We start from the raw sequence: 19,758 nt of genomic DNA, 5'->3' as shown, positions 1-19,758 counted from the left end.
CGATCATCAGCGCGGGACGCGAACGACACCCTCCTGGATGACCGAGATCGCCAGCCGCCCGTCCTGGGTGTAGATCCGCGCCTGGCCCAGGCCGCGCCCGCCCGAAGCGGTGGGCGACTCCTGGTCGTACAGGAGCCACTCGTCCGCCCGGAAGGGGCGGTGGAACCACATGGCGTGGTCCAGGGACGCGCCGACGACGTCGCCGACCGCCCAGCCGCCCCGGCCGTGCGCCAGGAGGATCGAGTCGAGCAGCGTCATGTCGGAGACGTACGTGGCGAGGACGACGTGCAGCAGCGGGTCGTCGGCCAGCTTGCCGTTGGTGCGGAACCAGACCTGGGAGCGCGGCTCGCGCGGGGTGCCGACCGTTCCCCACGGGGGCGTCTCGGCATAGCGCAGGTCGACCGCGGCACGGGCCTCGATCAGCCGGTTCGCCACCTCGCGGGGGAGGTCCCGCGGCAGCATCTCGGCGGCCGTCGGCAGCGACTCGGGGTCCGGGGCGGCCGGCATGTCCGCCTGGTGGTCGAGCCCGTCCTCGTACGTCTGGAAGGACGCCGAGAGATGGAAGATCGGCTGCCCGTGCTGGACGGCCACGACCCGGCGGGTGGTGAAGGACCGCCCGTCGCGGATCCGGTCGACCGTGTAGACGATCGGCGCGCCCGGGTCCCCGGCGCGCAGGAAGTACGCGTGGAGGGAGTGGGCGGGCCGGTCGTCGGGAACGGTCCGCCCCGCCGCCACCAGCGCCTGGGCGGCCACCTGGCCACCGAAGACGCGGGGGACGATCGAGGGGCGGGACCGTCCCCGGAAGATGTCCTGCTCGATCCGCTCCAGGTCGAGCAGAGCGAGCAGGTCATCCAGTGCCGTGTGCGCTTCGGGCACTTAGAGGCCCATCGACTTGGCGATGATCGACTTCATGATCTCGCTGGTGCCGCCGTAGATGCGGTTGACGCGGTTGTCCGCGTACAGGCGGGCGATCGGGTACTCGTTCATGTAGCCGTAGCCGCCGTGCAGCTGGAGGCAGCGGTCGATGACGCGGTGCGCGACCTCGGTGCAGAAGAGCTTCGCGGAGGCGGCCTCGGCCGGGGTCAGCTCGCCCGCGTCCAGGGCCTCCAGGGCGCGGTCGGCCACGGCCTCGGCGGCGTCGACCTCGGCCTGGCAGGCGGCCAGCTCGAACTTGGTGTTCTGGAAGTGGGCGACCGGCTTGCCGAAGACCGTGCGGTCCGTGACGTACTGCTGGGCGAACCGGATCGCGGCCTTGGCCTGCGCGTAGGCGCCGAAGGCGATGCCCCAGCGCTCGGAGGCGAGGTTGTGGCCGAGGTAGTAGAAGCCCTTGTTCTCCTCGCCGAGCAGGTCCTCGGCCGGCACCTTCACGTCGACGAACGCCAGCTCGGCGGTGTCGGAGGTGCGCAGGCCGAGCTTGTCCAGCTTGCGGCCGATGGAGTAGCCCTCGGACTTGGTGTCGACGGCGAAGAGGGAGATGCCGTGGCGGCGGTCCTCGGCCGTGGGGGCGGAGGTGCGGGCGCAGACGATCACGCGGTCGGCGTGGACGCCGCCGGTGATGAAGGTCTTGGCGCCGTTGAGGACGTAGTGGGTGCCGTCCTCGGAGAGCTTCGCGGTGGTCTTCATGCCCGCGACGTCGGAGCCGGTGCCCGGCTCGGTCATCGCGAGGGCCCACATCTCCTCACCGGTGACGAACTTCGGGAGGTAGCGCTTCTTCTGCTCGTCGGTGGCGAGCATCTTGATGTAGGGAAGCGCCAGCAGCACGTGCACGCCGGAGCCGCCGAACTGGACGCCGGCGCGGGCGGTCTCCTCGTAGAGGACGGCCTCGAACTTGTGGGTGTCCAGGCCGGCGCCGCCGAACTCCTCCGGCACGTTGATGCCGAAGATGCCGAGCTCGCCGAGCTTGCCGTAGAAGTCGCGCGGCGCCTGGCCGGCGGCGAACCACTCGTCGTAGACCGGGACGACCTCGGCCTCGATGAAGGCGCGGATGGTCTCCCGGAACGCCTCGTGGTCCTCGTTGAATACGGTACGGCGCACGGTGCGTCTCCTCCGGGGTGCGGGCTGCCGGCTGTCTAAGCGCTTGCTCAGTCTGTCTCCCTCGAAGTTACCCAGCGGTCACCCGGCCTGTCCAGACTCCGCGTCTGTGATCCAGGCCCGGGTCATGGAGTCGTACGTGTACGCCGGGCGCCCCTTCGTCGCGCTCGTCCGGAAGGGGACCCCGTCCTCGGCCCCGATCCGCACCGTGCCCCGGCGGCCCTCCGCGCTCCACTCCAGCTCCAGGTACCAGCGGCAGTCGCACCCCGCCGTGCGCGCCGAGACCAGCAGCTCCGCCGGCTCGGCCGCGGTGACCGCGTACGGGAAGGAGACCGCCGGGAGCGTCCTGCCCCGCTCCCCGGAGGCGTCGTACCCGTCCAGCGACCGCGCCACCGGCCGCGGCCGGTCCAGGTCCACCTCGAAACGGCGCGGAGTAACCGCCCCGCCGCACCCCCCGTCCATCCGGTACGCCTGCCACGGCAGCGGCTCGCCCCGCTCCACCACCCGCACGTGCAGGGCCTGCAGCACGACGGCCTTGCCGCTCTTCCCCTGCACCGACAGGCGCACCAGCATCTGTCCGCCGTGCACCGCCCCCTGCGCCGCCGCCCAGCCCCGCGCGTCCGCGCCCACCGGCGGAGCGGGCACCCGGCCCGGCTCCCGTGCCACCAGGTACGTGTGGCCGCAACCGCTCTCCCAGACGTGCGAGGACATGGCCACCGTCAACGGCGGCGGAGGCGCGGGCGTGTCCTGCGGAGCGGCCGCCGTGGTGCTCGGGGACCCTGCGGGGAGCATCGCCGCCCCCAGCGCCAGCGCGCCGGCCACCGCCACGAGGCCGGCGACCAGCAGCGAGCGGCGGCGTTTGCGGTGGGGGCGGGGGCCGGCCGGGGCCGGCTCCTGGGCGGGGGTCGGCGCGGGCGGTCCCGGCTCGGGTTCCGGCTCGGGTTCCGGGTCCGGGACAGAGTCCGGTGCGGTCGCATCCGGCTCCGGCTGGGGCACCGGCTCCGGCTGCGGCACCGGGGTCGGGCGGCGGGTGCGCAGTGCGGCCGTCCACGCCTCCTCCAGGGCGCGCCGTTCCTCCTCCTCCGCCCCGCAGAGCACGGCCAGGCGCTCGACCACCGCGAACTCCTCCGGGACCGTCGCGCCGGAGCAGTAGCGGTGCAGGGTGGACGCGCTGACACTCAGGCGGCGGCCCAGTGCCTCGTAGCTCCGTCCGTCCCTCGCCTTCATCGCGCGCATGAGCCGCGCGAACTCCTCGACGGCGGCGTTCCTCGGCATTCCATCCCCCTCGCCCCTGCGTCCCACCCTTCACGTCCTTGCACGTCAACGGGGGTGGAATGGTTCCGGGACGGATGGTGGGCGTGGCACCGTTGCGGGCGACGGGTGCCGAACCCGACGCTGGTGGAGTACCGACCGAACCACCCGACGGGGGATCCACCACCATGAACAAGCTCCGTACCGCACTCGCCACCGCCGCCGGCGTCCTGGGCCTCGCGGCCCTCGCCACGGCCCCGGCGCAGGCCGCCGCGCAGCCCGCCTTCCTCGCCGCGGCCCAGATGCCGGCGTCGTCGACGCCGTGGACCGCCACCCAGGTCTTCAACGGCGTCCCGGAGAACGGCGGGGCCCTCTGCGCCCCGTACAAGATCCCGGCGCAGAACACCCGCTACCGCGAGTTCAGCACCGAGCTCGACACCAACGGCGTCCAGATCACCACCGTCGCCCGCACCGAGGCCGACGCCGTGAAGCTGGTCGACACCCTGCGCGCCTCCCTCGCGGGCTGCGGCCCGCGGCTGGAGCGGGAGAACCCGGGCCTGCGGGCCGTCAGCGCCTTCCACGGCAAGCTCGCCGTGGAGGAGGGCGCCTGGGTCTACAGCCTGGACACCGCGGACCCGCAGGTCGGGAACACCGACATCCACCTCTTCTCGGTGGGCCGCGACGGCCGGACCGTCACCTACGTCCGATGGGGCCAGATGGGCGACCTGAAGGACGCCCCGCTGACCGCCTTCAAGACGACGACCAAGACCGCCGTGAACAAGCTCTACTGACCGGAGGCGGCCGAGGGGCCCGAGGCGACCCGAGGGCCCCGCCCCGCCGTCACCGTCGGCCGAGCGCGAACCACAGCTCCATCCGTACGTCCGGATCGTCCAGGTCCCGGTCGAGGAGCGCGGCGCAGCGCCCGATCCGCTGGCGGACCGTGTTGCGGTGCACGTCCATCGCCGCGGCCGTCCGGTCCCAGCTGCCGTGCAGCGACAGCCAGGTGCGCAGGGTCTCGGCCAGCGGCGCGGAGAGCGGGGCCAGGAGCGCGTGGGCGTACGCGGCGGCCTCGTCCGGGTCCACCAGCCCGGCGAGGCCGGCCGGGCGGTGCCGCACCAGCGGCGCCCGGGTGGCCTCCGCCCGGCGCAGCGCCCGGGCCGCCTGCGCGTCGGCGGCGGCGAGCGCGTCGGCCTGAGCGGGGGCCCCGACGCCGAGCGTCCAGCCGGGCTGCGCGGCGACGGCGGCCGGGGCGGGCAGGAGGAGCCGGACGGTGCGGCCGGGTCCCGCCGGCCCGCCCGGCCCGTCGCCGGGCGGCAACCCGGGCGGGCCGTCGGCGCCCTGGACCGGCGCCGTTCCCGCGCCCCGGACCGGCGCCGTTCTCGCGTGCGCTCCCGCGGCCGTGCCTGCTCCCGCGCCCGTTCCTTCTCCTGCTCCCGCGCCCGCGCCCGCGCCTGTTCCTGCTCCCGTTCCCGATCCTGTCCCGGTTCCCGCCCCCGTCCGCGCGCTCGCCCCCGTCCGCGCGCTCGCCCCCGTCCCCAACCCCTCGCCCGGGTCCACCAAAGCCGTCCCCAACGCCGCCGCCAGGCTCGCCGCCGCGAACGGGGTGCCATCTCCGCCGCGGGCGTGCACCACCGTCCAGGGGCCCGGGCCCAGCGCCGCGGCCGCGTCCGCCGGGGTCGCCCCGAGGAGCAGCCTGACCAGGGCGGTGTCCCGGGCCGAGACGTCGGCGGCCCGGTGCGGGGCCGTCAGGAGGGAGAGCAGGACGACCGCGACGCCCGCGATCGTGTGGTCGCCCGGCTCGCGCGCCTGGGCCGCCACGCCCAGCGCGAGGCCGTCCCCGCCGCCCAGCGCGTAGGCGGCCAGCCGCAGCCCGCCCCCGTCGCCGCTCGCCGTCGCCGGACCGCCCGGTCGGGGCGCCACCACACCGGCCAGCTCCGCCAGGGCCCGCGACGCCTCGGCCGTGATCTCCCGGCCGGCCGCCGCCGACTCGCCGCCGCCGGGCCCGAACAGGACCGCACGGCCGCCGATCCGCGCGGCGAGGGCGCCCAGCACCGCGGGGACCGGGTCCGGCCGGGCCGCCGCCGCCGCGAGGGACCGCTGGGCCTCGCTCACCCGGCGCAGCTCGTGCAGCCGGGCCTCCGCCATCAGCCGCCACAGGGCCCGCGCCACCGCCGTGAACGGCGTCCGCGGCGGCACCTCGAGGAGCGGCAGGCCGTGCCGCCCGCACGCCTCGACGAGCGCCGCCGGCACCGTGTCGTACACCGGCGTCACCCCGAAACCGAGCGCCGCCGCCCCCGCCTCCACGACCCGCTCCACGTACCGCGCCGGGTCCGTCAGCTGCACGCCCGCCGTCATGAGCAGTTCGCCGCCCAGGAGGTACGGATAGGGGTCCGCCATCTCGGAGGTGTGCACCCAGTGCAGCGAGACGTCCTCCGGGCCCGCGAGCAGCCGCAGACCGAGTTCGGTGCGGGCCAGCAGCGCGGCCAGCGGGACGGGTGGCGCGGGCGGGGCGGGCGCGGGCTCCGGTGCGGGCATGAGGTGGATCCTTCGTCCATCAGGCAGGCTGGGAATGGAGGAAACGTACACTTCAGCGTCGCACCCCCGGCGGCCTACTGTCGTGCCACGGCCTCCGGCCGGGCCCCGCGACCCGGGGCCCCGCCGGTACACCCCACCGACACACCCCAGGAGGACCCGACCATGAGCAGCAGCGACCAGAACACCCCGCGCGGCCCGATCGACTCGTCCCGCATCCCGCGGTACGCCGGTCCCGCGACGTTCGCGCGGCTGCCGCGGCTCGACGAGGTCGGCACCGCCGACGTCGCCGTGGTCGGCATCCCCTTCGACAGCGGCGTCTCCTACCGCCCCGGCGCCCGCTTCGGCGGCAACGCCATCCGCGAGGCCTCCCGCCTGCTGCGCCCCTACAACCCGGCGCAGGACGCCTCCCCGTTCGCGCTCGCCCAGGTCGCCGACGCCGGTGACATCGCGGCCAACCCGTTCAACATCAACGAGGCCGTCGAGACCATCGAGGCCGCCGCCGACGACCTGCTCGCCACCGGCGCCCGCATGATGACCCTGGGCGGCGACCACACCGTCGCGCTGCCGCTGCTGCGTTCGGTCGCGAAGAAGCACGGCCCCGTCGCCCTGCTCCACTTCGACGCCCACCTCGACACCTGGGACACCTACTTCGGCGCCGAGTACACCCACGGCACCCCGTTCCGCCGGGCCGTCGAGGAGGGCATCCTCGACACCTCCGCCCTCTCCCACGTCGGCACCCGCGGCCCGCTCTACGGCAAGCAGGACCTCACCGACGACGAGAAGATGGGCTTCGGCATCGTCACCTCCGCGGACATCTACCGCCGCGGCGCCGACGAGGTCGCCGACCAGCTGCGCCAGCGCATCGGCGACCGCCCGCTCTACATCTCCATCGACATCGACTGCCTCGACCCGGCCCACGCCCCGGGCACCGGCACCCCCGAGGCCGGCGGCATGACCTCCCGCGAGCTCCTGGAGATCCTGCGCGGCCTGTCCTCCTGCAACCTGGTCTCCGCCGACGTCGTCGAGGTCGCCCCCGCCTACGACCACGCCGAGATCACGGCCGTCGCCGCCTCCCACACGGCGTACGAACTGACCACGATCATGTCCCGCCAGATCGCGGCGTCGAGGGACGCGAAGTAACCTCTGCGGCGCGGGTCGGGCAGCGCCCGCCCCGCGCCGCCCCGGGTGGTGGGCAGTCGTTCCGCAGAACGGAACGGGTGGGCGCGACCCGACCACCGGGCCGCACCCGACCGACCGAGCTCGCCCAAGGGACCTCATGACCCACGACCACGACCTGGTCCTGCGCCCCACCGCCGCGCAGACCGCCGCCGCCCTCGACCCGCCCCAGGGACGCACCGGCGGCGACCTCGTCATCGAGACCCTCTCCGGCCTCGGCGCCACCACCGTCTTCGGCCTCCCCGGCCAGCACGCCCTCGGCATGTTCGACGCCCTCCGCCGCAGCGACCTGCGCTACATCGGCCTCCGCGTCGAGAACAACGCGGGCTTCGCCGCCGACGCGTACGGCCGGATCACCGGCGAGGCGGCCCCGCTGCTGCTCTCCACCGGCCCCGGCGCCCTGATGTCGCTCGCCGCCCTCCAGGAGGCCGCGGCCGCCTCCGCACCGGTCCTCGCGATCGGCAGCCAGATCCCGGTGGCCGGGCTCGGCGGCGGCCGGCACGGCTATCTGCACGAGCTGCGCGACCAGCAGGCCTCGTTCCGGGACGTCGTGAAGTCCGTCCACACGGCCCGCACCCCGTCCCAGATCCCCTCCGCCGTCGCCGCCGCCTGGGAGTCGGCGCTCACCGCCCCGCACGGCCCGGTGTGGGTGGAGATCCCGCAGGACGTGCTCACGGCGCAGACGATCCTGCCGGTCGTCACCGCGATGGACGCGACGCCCGAGGAGGCCGCGCCCCGCCCCGAGCTGACGGCCCTCGCCGCGCACCTCCTGGCGAACGCCGAGCGTCCCGCGATCATCGCGGGCGGCGGGGTCGTCCGCTCCGACGCCTCCGGCAAGCTGCTCGCACTCGCGGAGCGCGTGAACGCCCCCGTGGTCACCACCTTCGGCGGCAAGGGCGCCTTCCCCTGGGAGCACCCGCTCTCGCTCCAGTCCTGGCTGGAGGACCGGCACACCACCGACTTCCTGGAGGACGCCGACGTCCTCCTGGTGGTCGGCTCGGGCCTCGGCGAGCTGTCCTCGAACTACCACACCTTCGCCCCGCGCGGCCGGGTGATCCAGATCGAGGCCGACGCCGGGAAGCTGGAGGCCAACCACCCGGCCATCGGCATCCACGCGGACGCCCGGCTGGCGCTGCAGGCGCTCCTGGAGACGGCCCCGGAGCGCCCCGACCCGACGGCACCCGAGCGGGTCGAAGCCGTCCTGGCCAAGGTCAGCGAGCGGCTCGCCGCCCAGGACCTGGGCCTGGAGCAGCAGGTCGTGGCCGCGGTCCGGGCGGCGCTGCCGGACGCGGCGCCGAGCTTCTGGGACATGACGATCCTGTCGTACTGGGCCTGGTCCGCCTTCGACGCCCGCCGTCCCAACACCATGCACTCCGCCCAGGGCGCCGGCGGCCTCGGCTACGCCTTCCCGGCGGCCCTCGGCGCGGCGGCGGCCGACCCGTCCCAGCCGGTGCTCGCGGTCTCCGGCGACGGCGGCGCGATGTACTCCATCGCGGAGCTGGCGTCGGCGAAGCAGTACGGCTTCGACGTCACCTGGCTGATCGTCGACGACGGCGGCTACGGCATCCTGCGCGAGTACATGACGGACGCCTTCGGCGAGACCACCGGCACCGAGCTCACCCGCCCGGACTTCGTGGCCCTCGCCGAGTCCTTCGGCGTCCCCGCCACCCTCACCACCCCCGACACCCTCACCCAGGACCTCGCCCGGGCCCTGAAGACCCCGGGCCCCTCGGTGGTGGTCCTGCCGGCCCTGCTGCGCATGTTCGAGCCCACGCACCTCTGACCGCGGCCCGGTCCGGCGGCCCGGTCCCGGGCCCCCTTCCGCGGCTCCGGTTTGTTGCAGCGGGATGAAATCGCACGTCGGCCGCGTTGCGCCTTCCGGTAGAGCAGGACGGACGGGAGGCGCCACGTGGCGGCGGTGGGGCAGAAACAGGCGGAGAAGCGACAGCGGGGCTGGGCGCGCAGGCTCTGGGCGTACGCCTGGCGCTACAAGGCGAACGTCCTGCTCGCGCTGGGGTCCTCCCTGGCCGGCATGGCCGTGCTCGCGCTCGTCCCGCTGATCACCAAGGTGATCATCGACGACGTGATCGGCGCGAAGACGGGATCGCTCGGCCTGTGGACCGGGCTGCTCATAGCCTCCGCCGTCGTCGTCTACGGCCTCACCTACGTCCGCCGCTACTACGGCGGCCGCCTCGCCCTCGACGTCCAGCACGATCTGCGCACCGAGATGTTCGGGACGATCACCCGGCTCGACGGGCGGCGCCAGGACGAGCTGTCCACCGGGCAGGTCGTCGGGCGGGCCACCAGCGACCTCCAGCTCATCCAGGGCCTGCTCTTCATGCTCCCGATGACCATCGGGAACTTCCTGCTGTTCTTCATCTCGCTCGGCGTGATGGCGGCGCTCTCGCTGCCCCTGACCCTCGTCGCGCTCGCCGTCGCCCCCGCCCTGTGGTGGATCGCCCGCCGCAGCCGCAGCCGGCTGCACCCCTCCACCTGGTACGCCCAGCAGCAGGCCGCCGCCGTCGCCGGGGTCGTCGACGGGGCCGTGACCGGCGTCCGGGTCGTGAAGGGATTCGGGCAGGAGGAGCAGGAGACCGGCAAGATCCGTGAGGCCGGGCGGAAGCTCTTCGCGGGCCGGCTGCGCACGGTCCGGCTCAACGCCCGCTACACCCCGGCCCTCCAGGCCGTCCCCGCCCTCGGCCAGGTCGCCGTGCTCGCCCTCGGCGGCTGGCTGGCCTACCGGGGCCAGATCACCCTCGGCACCTTCGTCGCCTTCTCCTCGTACCTCGCCTCCCTGGTCGGCCCGGTCCGCATGCTCGCCATGGTCCTCACCGTCGGCCAGCAGGCCCGCGCGGGCGTCGAGCGGGTCCTGGAGCTGATCGACACCGAGCCGGCGCTCGCCGACGGCACCAAGGAGCTCCCGGCCGACGCGCCCGCGAGCGTCGAGTTCGACGACGTGTCCTTCGCGTACGAGGACGGCCGGCCCGTCCTCGACGGGTTCTCCCTGGAGATCCGGCCCGGCGAGACCGTCGCCGTCGTCGGCGCCTCCGGCTCCGGCAAGTCCACCGTCTCGCTGCTGCTTCCCCGCTTCTACGACGTGACGCACGGCGCCGTCCTCGTCGGCGGCCTCGACGTGCGCGAGCTCACCCTCGACTCGCTGCGCGCCGCGATCGGGCTGGTGCCCGAGGACTCCTTCCTCTTCTCCGACACCGTCCGCGCCAACATCGCGTACGGCCTGCCCGAGGCCACCCAGGAGCAGATCGAGACCGCCGCCCGGGCCGCCCAGGCGGACCGTTTCATCGCCGAGCTGCCCGAGGGCTACGACACCAAGGTCGGCGAGCACGGCCTCACCCTCTCCGGCGGCCAGCGCCAGCGCCTCGCCCTGGCCCGCGCGATCCTCACCGACCCGCGGCTGCTCCTCCTCGACGACGCCACCTCGGCCGTCGACGCCCGGGTCGAGCACGAGATCCACGAGGCCCTGAAGTCCGTCATGGCGGGCCGCACCACCCTGCTCATCGCCCACCGCCGCTCCACCCTCGGCCTCGCCGACCGGATCGCCGTCCTCGAGGACGGGCGGCTCTCCGACATCGGCACCCACGAGGAGCTGGAGGGCCGCTCCGCGCTCTACCGGCGGCTGCTCACCGACCCCGACGAGCTGGGCGCCGTCTCTCCCGGCCACCTCACGCCGCCCGAGGTGCCCGAGGACCGCACCCTGCGCGCCGAGCTCGACGCCGAGTTCGACGCCGAGCGGGGCATCACCCCCGCCCTGTGGGTCCGCGACGAGACCGCCGCCGGGGACTCCGCGGCCCCCGGCGCCACCCCCGAGCTGCTCGCCGCCGTCGAGGCCCTGCCGCCCGCCGACGACACCCCCGACGTCGACGAGGACCGGGCCGTCGCCCCCGAGACCTCCTACGGGCTGCGCCGGCTGCTCCGCGGCTTCGGCGCCCCGCTGCTCGTCAGCCTCGGCCTGGTCGCCCTCGACGCCGGTGCCGGACTGCTGCTGCCGATCCTCATCCGGCACGGCATCGACGAGGGCGTCAACCAGCTCGCCATCGGCGCCGTCTGGGCCGCCTCCGCGCTCGCCCTGGTGACCGTCCTGGTGCAGTGGGCCGCGCAGACCGCCGAGACCCGGATGACCGGTCGCACCGGCGAGCGGATCCTCTACGCGCTGCGGCTGAAGATCTTCGCCCAGCTCCAGCGGCTCGGCCTCGACTACTACGAGCGCGAACTCACCGGCCGGATCATGACCCGGATGACCACGGACGTCGACGCCCTGTCGACCTTCCTGCAGACCGGCCTGGTCACCGCCTTCGTCTCGGTCGTCACCTTCTTCGGCATCATGGGCGCCCTGCTCGTCCTCGACCTCCAGCTCGCCCTGGTCGTCTTCGCGACCCTGCCGGTGCTCGCCGTCGCCACGTACTACTTCCGGCGCGCCAGCGTGAAGGCGTACGAGCTGGCCCGCGAGCGGATCAGCGTGGTCAACTCCGACCTCCAGGAGTCGGTCTCGGGGCTGCGCATCGTGCAGGCCTTCCGGCGCGAGCAGGCGGGCACCGCGCGCTTCGCGGCCCGCAGCGAGGAGTACCGCGAGGCCCGCGTGCACGGCCAGTGGCTGATCTCGGTCTACTTCCCGTTCGTCACCCTGCTGTCCTCGGTGGCCGCCGCCGCCGTCCTCATCGTCGGCGCGCACCGCATCGAGGCAGGCACCCTCACCACCGGCGCCCTGGTCGCCTATCTGCTCTACATCGACCTGTTCTTCGCGCCGGTGCAGCAGCTCTCCCAGGTCTTCGACGGCTACCAGCAGGCCGCCGTCTCGCTGAAGCGGATGCAGGAACTCCTCCAGGAGCCCACCTCCACCGCCGCCGCGGACGCCCCGCGCGCCGTGCCCGCACTGCGCGGCGAGATCGCCTTCGAGAACGTGTCCTTCGCGTACGGAGGCGACGCCGGCGACGGCGAGGGGGCCGCGCTCACCGGCATCGACCTGCGCATCCCCGCCGGCCAGACCGTCGCCTTCGTCGGCGAGACCGGCGCCGGCAAGTCGACGCTGGTCAAGCTGGTCGCCCGGTTCTACGACCCGACCGGCGGCCGGGTCACCGCCGACGGCACCGACCTGCGCGAGCTCGACCTCACGGCGTACCGCCACCGGCTCGGCGTCGTGCCCCAGGAGGCGTACCTCTTCCCCGGCACCGTCCGCGACGCCATCGCGTACGGCCGCCCCGACGCCACCGACGCCCAGGTGGAGGCCGCGGCCCGCGCGGTCGGCGCCCACGAGATGATCGCCACCCTCGACGGCGGCTACCTCCACGAGGTCGCCGAGCGCGGCCGGAACCTGTCGGCGGGCCAGCGCCAGCTCATCGCCCTGGCCCGCGCCGAGCTGGTCGACCCCGACGTGCTGCTCCTCGACGAGGCCACCGCCGCCCTGGACCTCGCCACCGAGGCCCAGGTCAACGCGGCCACCGACCGCCTCGCGGGCCGCCGCACCACCCTGGTGGTCGCCCACCGGCTCACCACGGCGGCCCGCGCCGACCGGGTGATCGTCATGGACCACGGCCGGGTCGCCGAGGACGGCACCCACGACGAGCTGCTCGCCCGCGACGGCGCCTACGCCGAGTTGTGGCGCACCTTCATCGGCCAGGGCGTCGGCGAGGAGGAGCCCGAGCCGGTGTAGGCCCGGCAGCCGGCGGGGCCGGGGCGAAGATGAGTACGGGCGCCCATGCGCGGGGCGCCCGGACGCGGTGTGATGGCTCCATGAGCAACCCCGTCCCCGCCGCCCCCGCTTCCGCCTCCGGCCGCGCCGTCCGCATCTGGGCGCTGGTCTCGGCCGGGCTCCTGGTGCCCGCGACGATCCTGGCCGGCCTCCTCGCGCTCAGCGCCGACAGCGCCGGCCGCTGCGTCGGCTACGGCGAGGGGTGCGGCTCCAACCCCGGCTGGATGTACGCCGGCAGCCTCGCCGTCGCCGCCGTCGCCTTCGTGGGCGCCCTGGTCGCGCCCCGGGAGCGGATCCGCAGGGCCGCGCTCGCCGCGCAGGTCGTCGCCGAGCTGGTCTTCCTGCTGATGATCGTCACCACGTTCGCGTAGGCAACGGGGCCCTCGGGCGGCCGACGCGGGCCGGTGCGGGCCGACGTGGGGCCGGGGCGGGCCGACGTGGGGCCGGTGCGGGCCGACGCGGGCCGGTGCGGGGCCGGGCGGGGCGGTGCGCAGGCAACCGAAACGGCCCCCGCGGCGTCGTATGCACGTACGACCGGAGCAGGGGAGGGGTGCACGTGTTCGGTGGAGTCCGGATCGGGACGAGACGGCGGCTGGTCACGTACCTGCTCGCCCTGCTGCTGGCCGCCGGCGGCCTGGTCCTCGCCGGCCCGGCCGCGAGTCCCGCCGACGCCGCCTCCGTCTGCCACGGCCGCCCCACCCGTACCGTCGGCTTCGCCGGCGGCGAGCTGCGGCTCTACCGCACCCGCCAGTACGTGTGCGCGCTCGCCGTCGCCACCCGGGCGGGCGCCCCGCGCGCGATGGCGGTCTCGCTCCAGCCGCGCGGCGGCCGGGCCGCGGTGAGCAAGGGGCGCTTCACCCGGCAGGCGGGGCCGGTCACCGTCCACGCCCTCAACCGCTGTGTGCGCGCCTCGGCCACGATCGCCGGCCGGGGCACCGCGACCGGCTGGATCCTGTGCTGAACCGTATGTAATGCCCAACCAGGTCTGGCGGTCCGCACGTTGACCCGGCTAGGTTCACGACACCGTTGTGAACCAAGGGGAGGGTGAATGCGTAAGTCGCTCAGATGGCTGGTGTCGCTTTCGGTGCTCATAGGCACCGTCGGATCCACGGGCGTGGCCACCGCCGCGGACACGGAGACCGGCAGCACCGCCGTCGCCGACGCGCAGAGCACGGACATCAAGGACCGCCTCCTGGCGATACCCGGGATGAGCCTGATCGAGGAGAAGCCGTACGCGGGCTACCGCTTCTTCGTCCTGAACTACGAGCAGCCGATCGACCACCACCGCCCGTGGGCGGGCACGTTCCAGCAGCGGATCTCGGTCCTCCACAAGGACACGGACCGCCCCACCGTCTTCCGCACCAGCGGCTACGGGCTCAACACCAACCCGAGCCGGGCCGAACCGACGCGGATCATCGACGGCAACCAGGTCTCCATGGAGTACCGCTTCTTCACGCCGTCCCGGCCGCAGCCCGCCGACTGGTCGAAGCTGGACATCTGGCAGGCCGCCAGCGACCAGCACCGCATCTTCACGGCGCTGAAGTCGGTCTACGGCAAGAAGTGGCTCTCCACCGGCGCCTCCAAGGGCGGCATGACCGCCACGTACTACGAGCGCTTCTACCCGCGTGACATGGACGGCGTCGTCGCCTACGTGGCGCCCAACGACGTGGTCAACAACGAGGACTCGGCCTACGACCGGTTCTTCGAGACCGTCGGCACCAAGGAGTGCCGCGACCGGCTGAACGACATGCAGCGCGAGGCGCTGGTCCGCCGCGAGCCGCTGGAGAAGAAGTACGAGGCCTGGGCGAAGGCCGAGGGCGCCACCTTCAACACGGTCGGCTCGCTCGACAAGGCCTACGAGGCCGTCGTCCTCGACTTCGTGTGGGGCTTCTGGCAGTACTACGGCCAGGACGTCTGCGACCAGATCCCGGACGCCGCCACCGCGAGCGACGACACCGTCTACGAGACGATCGACGCCTACTCCGGCTGGTCCGCCTACACCGACCAGGGCCTGGAGGGGTACACGCCGTACTACTACCAGGCGGCGACGGAGCTCGGCTCGCCCACCATCAAGCAGCCGCACCTGAACGGTCTGAGCCGCTACGGCTACCAGCCGGCCAGCAGCTTCGTGCCGCGCGAGATCCCGATGAAGTTCAAGCCCTGGGTCATGCGCGACGTGGACACGTGGGTCCGGCGGAACGCGAACCACATGCTGTTCGTCTACGGCGGCAACGACCCGTGGGGCTCCGAGCAGTTCCGCCTCGGCAAGGGCGCCCGCGACAGCTACGTGTTCGTCGCGCCGGGTGCCAACCACGGTGCCAACGTGGCCGGTCTGGTCGAGGCCGAGAAGGCCAAGGCGACCGCCCGGATCCTCGCCTGGGCCGGCGTCGACGCCCCCGCGGTCCAGGCGGCCAAGCCGCTGGCCCGCTTCGACGCCCGCATCGACCGGGTCGTCGACGAGGACGCCACCCGGGAGCACGGCCTGCGCCCGTGACGTCCTGACGCACACGCCGTGAGCCGGCACCCCGCTGCGTGCGGGGTGCCGGCTCACCGGTTTCCCTGCCGTCTTCCGGGCGTGCCCTAGCGGTAGGACAGCCCGTAGCCGACCGGGTAGAGCACCCGCGTCGGATCGTCCGCGCTCGGTACGGGCACGGGCAGCCTGCCCTTCGGCCGGGCGCGGCCCGTCAGGACCCGGACGGCGGCCCGCAGCTCGACGTCGGTCCAGGAGTAGGCGGCGAGCGTGGCCCGCTGCCCGGAGACCCGGGCGACGTCGTACGGGTTGCGGATCGCGATCGTCACGACGGGCACCCCGGTCGCCACGAGCCGGGCGACGAGGGTCAGCTGCGGGCTGGTCGCCGAGACGTTGTACGTGCCGACGACGACCACGTCGTGCCCGGCGGCCGCGGCCACCGCCTCCTCGATCTTCGCGGCGGTCGGGGTGATCCCGGTCGACAGGGCCTTCGCCGTGAAGCCCAGCTCGGTCAGGGCGGCGGCGAGGGTGGTGGTCGGCGGCCCGGTGGTGCCGGACGGCGAGGCCGGGTCGGCGCCGACGACGAGCACCTTGCCGTGGCTGCGCCGGCTCAGCGGCAGGAAGCCGTCCTCGTTGACCAGCAGCGTCGTGGTCCCCTCGGCGATCCGGTCGGCGTGGGCCAGGTGGGAGGCGGTGCCGACCGTGCGGTCCACCCCGGCGTGGGTGACGTACGGGTCGTCGAGCAGACCGAGGCGCGCCTTCAGCCGCAGGATCCGCAGGATCGATTCGTCGAGCCTGGCCTCGGTCAGCTCGCCGTCCCTGACCGCCTTCAGGACCGCGTTCCAGGCCACGTCCAGACTCGGCGGGTTGAGCAGCTGGTCCACGCCCGCCTTGAGGGCGAGTACGGGAACGCGCGCGTCCCCGTACTTGGTCCGGACGCCCTCCATGCCGAGCGAGTCGGTGACCACCACGCCGTCGTAGCCGAGCTGCTCGCGCAGGATGCCGGTGAGGATCGGCCGGGACAGGGTCGCCGGGTCCCCGCTCGGGTCGAGGGCGGGGACGACGATGTGCGCCGTCATGATCGAGTCGATCCCGGCGGCGATCGCCGCGCGGAACGGCGGGGCGTCGAGCGCGGACCACTGCTCGCGGGTGTGGGTGATGGTCGGCAGGCCGACATGGCTGTCGACGGCCGTGTCGCCGTGCCCGGGGAAGTGCTTGGAGGTCGCCGCCACCCGGGCCCGCTGGTAGCCCTTGACCTGGGCCGCGACCAGGCCGGCGACGGCCTCGGGGTCGGCGCCGAAGGAGCGCACGCCGATCACGGGGTTGGCCGGGTTGACGTTGACGTCGGCGACCGGGGCGTAGTTCTGCCGTATGCCGACGGCCGCGAGTTCGGCGCCCGCGATCTGCGCGGCCTTGCGGGCGTCCGCGTGCGAGCCCCCGGCACCGAGCGCCATCGCGCCGGGCAGCAGGGTCGCGGGCTCGCCGACCCGGGCGACGATGCCGTGCTCCTGGTCGGTCGAGATGAGCACTGGGATCGGGGTCGGCTGGGCGAGGGCGGCCCGCTGGATGCCGTTGGAGAGGTCGGCGATCTGGTGCGGGTCGCGGGTGTTGTGGGCCCAGGCGAAGTAGATGACGCCGCCGACGTGGTAGCGCTCGACGAGTTCGGCGGCGGTGCGGACGCCGATCTCCTTGAGGTTGGCGTCGATGTCGGCCTGGTCGGGGGCGGTGGCGGAGTGGCCGTAGACCCGCATCACGAAGAGCTGGCCGACCTTCTCCTCCAGGGACATGCGGGAGAGGATCGCCCGCAGCCTGTCGTCCTGGCTGTCGCCGGCCGCGTAGGAGGGGGTGGCCACCCCGGTGACGGCGGCCGCCGCGGCCGCCGCGGTCACCGTGAGGAGGGTGCGTCGGGAGGGGGATGGGGCGCGGTGGTGCACTGGTGCTCCTTCCTTGAAGGAAACTGCCAAGGTGCCACGGATAGCCGGAAAGTAACTGCCAGGTCAAGGATCCGCGCAAGAATCGCCGCCCGTCACCCGCTCGCCGCGACCTCGGGCCACAGCTCCTGGAGTGTACGGACGGTCTCCGTGATGGCCGGCCGCCGCGCCGCGCCCGTACGCCACAACGCCCGCAGGCGCCGCGTCGGGACCGGGTCGAGCAGCAGCGGTGCGACCTCGGGCGGCAGCGCCCCGCGGCCGAGCCGCGGCACGAGCGCGATCCCGAGCCCGGCGGCGACCAGGGCCACCTGGGTGTGGTTCTCCTCGGCCTGATGGGCGATCAGCGGCTCGCAGCCGGTCGCTCGCAGCGTCCGCATCAGCCAGTCGTGGCACACCGTCCCCGGCGGCTGGGTGATCCACCGCTCCCGCGTCAGCTCCTCGCGCCGCACCGACTCCCGCCCCGCCAGCGGATGCTCCCGCGGTACGAGGATGTCGCAGAGGTCGTCGCCGATCACCGCCTGCTCCACGCCCGGCGGCACCGGAAGCGGGGCGATGTCCCAGTCGTGCGCCACGGCCAGGTCGAGCACGCCCCGCGCGACCAGGTCGACGGAGAGGTGCGGGTCCACCTCCGACAGGCGCGCGTCGAGCTCCGGGTGGCGCCGGGCCAGATCGGCGAGGACCTTCGGCATGAGACCGCGCGCCGCGCTCGGGAAGCAGCCGATGCCCAGCCGCCCGGCGGGCAGCCCCCGGCGCTCCTCCAGCCGGACCTCCGCCTCCTCGACCAGCGACAGCAACTGCTGTGCGGTAGCGGCGAGTTGACGGGCCTCGTCGGTGAGCCGGACACCCCGGCCGCTGCGTTCGAGCAGGGTCGTCCGGGTCTCCCGCTCCAGCTTGCCGATCTGCTGCGAGACGGCCGAGGGCGTGTAGCCGAGGGCGGCGGCGGCCGCGCCCACGGTGCCGTGGACGGAGACGGCGTGCAGGGCGCGCAGGCGTCCGAGATCGAGCACGTTCCCAGCCCTTTCTGTAGCAGTGCTTCATCCAACCATGAAGGAATCCGTGCTGGTGCTACATGGTCCGACGACGGGATCCTCGTCCGTATGCGCCCCGCCCACATCGCCCTCGCCGCCCTGGTCGCCGCCCTCTGGGGCGTCAATTTCGTCGTCATCGAGATCGGCCTCGACCACTTCCCGCCGCTGCTCTTCTCCGCCCTCCGCTTCCTCGTCGCCGCCCTGCCGGCGGTCTTCTTCGTCGGGCGCCCCAAGGTGGCCTGGAAGTGGATCGTGGGCGTGGGCCTGGCCCTCGGCGTGGCCAAGTTCGGTCTGCTCTTCACCGGCATGAGCCTCGGCGCACCCGCCGGCCTGTCCTCCCTGGTGCTCCAGGTCCAGGCCGTCTTCACCGCCCTGTTCGCCTTCCTCGCCCTCGGCGAGCGCCCGGGCCGGGTGAAGCTGACCGGCATGGGCGTCGCCCTGGCCGGCATCGGCGTCGCCGCCGTCGACGAGGGCGCCTCGGGCCCGCTCACCGGCTTCGCCCTGGTCATCGCCGCCGCCGTGTGCTGGGGCGTCTCCAACGTCCTCACCCGCAAGGCCGCACCGCCCGACGCGCTCAACTTCATGGTCTGGGTCAGCACCGTGCCCGTGCTGCCGCTGCTCGCCCTCTCCCTGCTCCTCGAAGGCCCCGACCGTGACCTGGCGGCGCTCCGGCAGCTCGACTGGGCCGGCGTCGGCGTGATCGTCTACGTCGCCTGGATCACCACCGTCTTCGGCTTCGGCGTCTGGGGCTGGCTCCTGCGCCGCCACCCGGCCTCCTCGGTCGCCCCGTTCTCCCTCCTGGTCCCGGTCTTCGGCATGACCTCCGCCGCCGTCTTCCTGGGCGAGTCCGTCAGCCCCCTGCGCTGGTGCGCGGCGGCGCTCCTGGTCGGGGGAGTGGCCCTGACGTCGGTGGCGAAAAGGGCTGGCGGGACGGGGAGCGGGGAACGTAGCGTGCAGGGGCCCCTGATCGACAACGCGACCGGCAGCCCGGTCGCGGGCCGGGCCGAGAGCCCGACCGCGACCCCGGTCGAGACCCCCGCAGCGAAAGAGCGTGCATGACCTTCGAGAACGTCACCGTCGACACCTCCACCCCCGCCCCCGGCGCCGTCCTCCTCGTCGGCATCCCGGGCAGCGGCAAGAGCACCGTCGCGGCGGCACTCGCGGCCCGGTTCGACCGGGCCGCGCACATCGAGGTCGACCACCTCCAGGAGCTGATCGTCCGGGGCGGCCACTGGCCCACCCCGGACGGCGACCCGGAGGCGGACCGCCAGATCCTGCTGCGCGCCCGCAACGGCTGCCTGCTCGCCGACAGTTACGTCACGGCCGGCTTCCTGCCGGTCCTCGACGACGTCGTCGTGCGCCGCTCCCACCTCGACTTCTACCGCGCCCACGTGAAGGCGGGCCCGCTCCACGTGGTCGTCCTGGCCCCCGGCCCGGAGAAGGCCTGGGAGCGCAACAACGCCCGCCACAAGAAGCTCACGACCAACTGGGCCTTCCTCGACGAGGCCATGCGGGAGGAACTGGCCGGCGAGGGCGTCTGGATCGACAACGCGGAGCAGACCGTCGAGGAGACGGTGGACGCCGTGCTGCGCGCGACGGGCCTGGGCTCCGCGGAGCGCCTCCCGGGATAAC

15 protein-coding genes are annotated in these 19,758 nt (G+C 74.0%); 9 read left to right on the top strand and 6 right to left on the bottom strand.

All coding sequences use genetic code 11. The features are described from left to right. Positions 1–6: 6 nt before the first annotated feature. From ACH414_RS06480 to ACH414_RS06470, 3 genes are all read right to left on the bottom strand, one after another. Positions 7–876, bottom strand: a complete 870-nt coding sequence (locus ACH414_RS06480; protein WP_382535570.1) for an acyl-CoA thioesterase — start codon at positions 874–876, stop codon at positions 7–9. Next, positions 877–2,034: an acyl-CoA dehydrogenase family protein gene (locus ACH414_RS06475; RefSeq protein ID WP_382535567.1), complete on the bottom strand. Its 1,158-nt coding sequence runs from the start codon at positions 2,032–2,034 to the stop codon at positions 877–879. Between the two features lie 78 nt (positions 2,035–2,112). Beyond that, positions 2,113–3,306, bottom strand: coding sequence for a helix-turn-helix domain-containing protein (locus ACH414_RS06470; protein WP_398940970.1), 1,194 nt, complete (start codon positions 3,304–3,306; stop codon positions 2,113–2,115). Positions 3,307–3,470: 164 nt separating this feature from the next. On the opposite strand from ACH414_RS06470, the gene ACH414_RS06465 reads away from it, so the two are divergent. After that, complete coding sequence (locus ACH414_RS06465; RefSeq protein WP_382535561.1) at positions 3,471–4,073, top strand: hypothetical protein; 603 nt, start codon at positions 3,471–3,473, stop codon at positions 4,071–4,073. Positions 4,074–4,122: 49 nt separating this feature from the next. Here the strand turns inward: ACH414_RS06465 and ACH414_RS06460 are convergent, their stop codons facing one another. Continuing rightward, the gene (locus ACH414_RS06460; protein ID WP_398940968.1) at positions 4,123–5,817 is read right to left on the bottom strand and encodes a PucR family transcriptional regulator ligand-binding domain-containing protein; all 1,695 of its coding nucleotides are present in this window, start codon (positions 5,815–5,817) and stop codon (positions 4,123–4,125) included. Between the two features lie 162 nt (positions 5,818–5,979). On the opposite strand from ACH414_RS06460, the gene speB reads away from it, so the two are divergent. The 6 genes from speB to ACH414_RS06430 all read left to right on the top strand — a co-directional run bounded on the left by speB (position 5,980) and on the right by ACH414_RS06430 (position 15,191). Beyond that, on the top strand, positions 5,980–6,957 hold the full coding sequence (speB, locus tag ACH414_RS06455) for an agmatinase (protein WP_382535555.1): 978 nt from the start codon (positions 5,980–5,982) through the stop codon (positions 6,955–6,957). Between the two features lie 136 nt (positions 6,958–7,093). After that, complete coding sequence (locus tag ACH414_RS06450) at positions 7,094–8,776, top strand: thiamine pyrophosphate-binding protein (protein WP_398940966.1); 1,683 nt, start codon at positions 7,094–7,096, stop codon at positions 8,774–8,776. 126 nt (positions 8,777–8,902) lie between these two features. Continuing rightward, complete coding sequence (locus tag ACH414_RS06445; protein ID WP_398940965.1) at positions 8,903–12,658, top strand: ABC transporter ATP-binding protein; 3,756 nt, start codon at positions 8,903–8,905, stop codon at positions 12,656–12,658. An 80-nt stretch (positions 12,659–12,738) separates the two neighbouring features. Continuing rightward, the gene (locus ACH414_RS06440) at positions 12,739–13,068 is read left to right on the top strand and encodes a hypothetical protein (protein WP_382535546.1); all 330 of its coding nucleotides are present in this window, start codon (positions 12,739–12,741) and stop codon (positions 13,066–13,068) included. 185 nt (positions 13,069–13,253) lie between these two features. Then, on the top strand, positions 13,254–13,658 hold the full coding sequence (locus ACH414_RS06435) for a hypothetical protein (RefSeq protein WP_386564536.1): 405 nt from the start codon (positions 13,254–13,256) through the stop codon (positions 13,656–13,658). An 87-nt stretch (positions 13,659–13,745) separates the two neighbouring features. Further along, a complete protein-coding gene (locus tag ACH414_RS06430) occupies positions 13,746–15,191 on the top strand; it encodes an aminopeptidase (RefSeq protein WP_382535540.1) in 1,446 nt (481 codons plus the stop codon). An 86-nt stretch (positions 15,192–15,277) separates the two neighbouring features. Here ACH414_RS06430 and ACH414_RS06425 read toward each other — a convergent pair whose 3' ends face one another. Both ACH414_RS06425 and ACH414_RS06420 read right to left on the bottom strand, forming a co-directional pair. Beyond that, on the bottom strand, positions 15,278–17,101 hold the full coding sequence (locus ACH414_RS06425; protein ID WP_391769020.1) for a glycoside hydrolase family 3 protein: 1,824 nt from the start codon (positions 17,099–17,101) through the stop codon (positions 15,278–15,280). Between the two features lie 92 nt (positions 17,102–17,193). Continuing rightward, on the bottom strand, positions 17,194–18,105 hold the full coding sequence (locus tag ACH414_RS06420) for a LysR family transcriptional regulator (protein WP_382535534.1): 912 nt from the start codon (positions 18,103–18,105) through the stop codon (positions 17,194–17,196). Between the two features lie 90 nt (positions 18,106–18,195). Here ACH414_RS06420 and ACH414_RS06415 point away from each other — a divergent pair, with 90 nt between their 5' ends. Further along, positions 18,196–19,185 (top strand): EamA family transporter, encoded by a 990-nt coding sequence (locus ACH414_RS06415; RefSeq protein ID WP_398940963.1) that lies wholly within the window; start codon positions 18,196–18,198, stop codon positions 19,183–19,185. Then, positions 19,182–19,757: an AAA family ATPase gene (locus ACH414_RS06410; protein WP_382535528.1), complete on the top strand. Its 576-nt coding sequence runs from the start codon at positions 19,182–19,184 to the stop codon at positions 19,755–19,757. The genes ACH414_RS06415 and ACH414_RS06410 overlap by 4 nt, the downstream gene beginning before the upstream one ends. Position 19,758: the final 1 nt, after the last annotated feature.

The sequence above is a fragment of the Streptomyces sp. NPDC020422 genome (assembly GCF_044386705.1).
GTDB lineage: Bacteria > Actinomycetota > Actinomycetes > Streptomycetales > Streptomycetaceae > Streptomyces.
The sequence above is the reverse complement of the archived record's forward strand: the minus strand, read 5'-3'. Positions and strand labels throughout refer to the sequence as shown.